At 40.4% G+C, this 2,267-nt stretch carries 3 protein-coding genes; 1 reads left to right on the top strand and 2 read right to left on the bottom strand.

Annotated features, from left to right (window positions below):
* Positions 1 to 207: hypothetical protein (locus VJB08_05675; GenBank protein HLD43444.1), on the top strand; the 207-nt coding region annotated here is incomplete at its 5' end.
* Between the two features lie 239 nt (positions 208 to 446).
* Here the strand turns inward: VJB08_05675 and VJB08_05670 are convergent.
* On the bottom strand, positions 447 to 1,943 hold the full coding sequence (locus tag VJB08_05670; protein HLD43443.1) for a transposase: 1,497 nt from the start codon (positions 1,941 to 1,943) through the stop codon (positions 447 to 449).
* A 64-nt stretch (positions 1,944 to 2,007) separates the two neighbouring features.
* Positions 2,008 to 2,267, bottom strand: a 260-nt coding sequence (locus VJB08_05665; GenBank protein ID HLD43442.1) for a hypothetical protein, incomplete at its 5' end; no start/stop codon positions are given.

Below are 2,267 nucleotides of genomic sequence, written 5' to 3'. Positions count from 1 at the left end.
TTTGAGAAGGCAATGCTCAGCCTTCCTGCTGTCAATCAGAATATCATGGCAAAGACAGTTGTGAAAAACCTGCTCAAAGGTTTTAGGGCGGATATTAAGAATAAATGCGGTATGGAGTTCATGGATATGAGGATGCATGATAAGGACTTGATTGCATCTTATGTCCTGACAAGGCAGAGGGAGATAATCCAGAAACAAAATATTTAAAGCAAAAATTCTCAATATAGAACAAAGACCTGATTTTAGACAGGATATACAGGATAAAACAGGATTGCATCCTGAGCTTGTCGAAGGATAAAAAATATTCATAGTTCGGCATGCTCACTATTAATCCTGTTAATCCTGTCAAGTTTTTATAATTCCTTATCAAGAACAAAAACCTGATAAGCCACAGAGGACACAGAGGTCGCAGAGAAAAAGTAAATTACCTGACTTTACCCTTGATTTTATACACTACACTTTGTCAAGATGCGTGGATTAATCTGCTTTAGAATGTCTTCTTGCTTTTTACTTATAGTGACTGTTTTTACGAATTTGTTTTTTGATTTTTGGTCTGTGATATATACTCGATACATCGTCTCCATGCTTTCTATTGCCTCGGATGCCTTTATGCCTAATTTTCTGAGTTTATATTCAAGAACAGATAAAAGCAAGTAAGCAAGATAACAAACAAAAATGTGCCCCTTGACTCGGTTGGCTAACCAAAACCTTACCTTATCCACCTCTAAAAGACCTTTCATACACCGGAAGGATTTCTCTATTCTATCTTTCTCAAAATACCCCTTGATTATTTCTTCTTCACCGAGATCTTTCGTCGAAAAGATCACCGATATTCCGTCATAGCGCTCTGCCAATGCCACCTCCTTGTAATTTACCTTATCCCCGCTTATATACTTCTTCAGCCCCTCTTTGATCCCCTTTTTCTCCTCAATCTGGTGGAGAGCATGATCAATTTCATCATATCTCCTCTCACGAATCCCCTGTTTCTCTTTCTCATTAAGACAAATGGCAAGATATCCATCAACCCCATCTATCTGGTATCTCTTCTTCTTTACATAAAAGGTAGCTTTCTGGAGCCTTACCCTGTGCTTCATCGAGATGATCTCCTCTCCCAAAACTTGATCTGCCACCTTCTTTAAACCAGTTTTCAATGGAAGCCCACACAACACTTCAAACCCCATCTCTTTGGCTTCTTTGATGTTCAATCGAGAAGAAACCCCTCGATCCCATACGATATAGACATCCTTAATATCCTGCCTCCGAAGTTGAAGAAGAATATCCGGCAATGTCCTCCCATCAAAAATGTTCCCCTCAAAAACCTTATGAAATATCGGAATGCCCTCTCCCTGCGTTACCGCCAATCCAACTTGAATCTGCCGGTCTTTCCTCCCATCCGCATTATGCCCACGCTTAGCCAGTGGACAACATACCCCGTAAAAATAGATATTCGTTATATCGTAAAAATAACCCCTTGGCGATAAATCCAAAACCTCTTTCAATCGACCAAATATCCGCCCCTGAACCTCTGATCCCCTGAGACCATCTACAGAGTCAATCGCCTCGATCAACTTCTTATACGTCACATCCGAAAGAGAAAGAAGACTCCCAATCTCTGTCTTCTGATACCAATCTACCATCCCAGTTAAACTATCTGGAGAAACGCAATGAGCATAAGCCAAACTCAACAAATAATCACCATATTCCCCTAAAGCCGCAGATAAATCAATCTGTCTTGCTATCTCATCTAACATCAATAGAGGGCCGTAGATCGTCACCCGGTCTATCGTCGAGGTCGCCACCGATCCTGTTAATATCGGTTTATCATCAACCTCCTTCCCCACATATCGGATATGCTTCTGAATAACCTTGCCACCCATCCTAACATTTTCTACCTCGGCAAGGTAAATCGAATCCCCCCGTTTTATCTTTCGCACAAAGCTCATAGTGTATATTATAAACACTACATCCCACTTTGTCAACATGCTTTTTTTACTCAAATTGCCTTATTTAACAATCCTTCTTGTAATCTTGTTTTGTAGTGTGCATAATTCGAGGTAAAGTTAGGTAAATTACACATACTGAAAAGAGAGAGTTACATAAACCAATCTCCGTTGCTTCAATGTCCACATTCTCCCATCCAACTGCTTCATGCAACCTTTGGTATTCTTCAACAGTTGGAGAGCATTCGACAAGGATATACTCATCCATCGTTTTGTTTGCAATAGCGTAGTACAAGGCTTCAGCCTCGCCAATTATAGCGAAGCCAA

The sequence above is a fragment of the Candidatus Nanoarchaeia archaeon genome (assembly GCA_035290625.1).
In the GTDB taxonomy this organism is placed as follows: Archaea; Nanobdellota; Nanobdellia; order Woesearchaeales; family DATDTY01; genus DATDTY01.
Note: the sequence above shows the minus strand (reverse complement) of the source record. Positions and strands in the feature narration are given on the sequence as shown.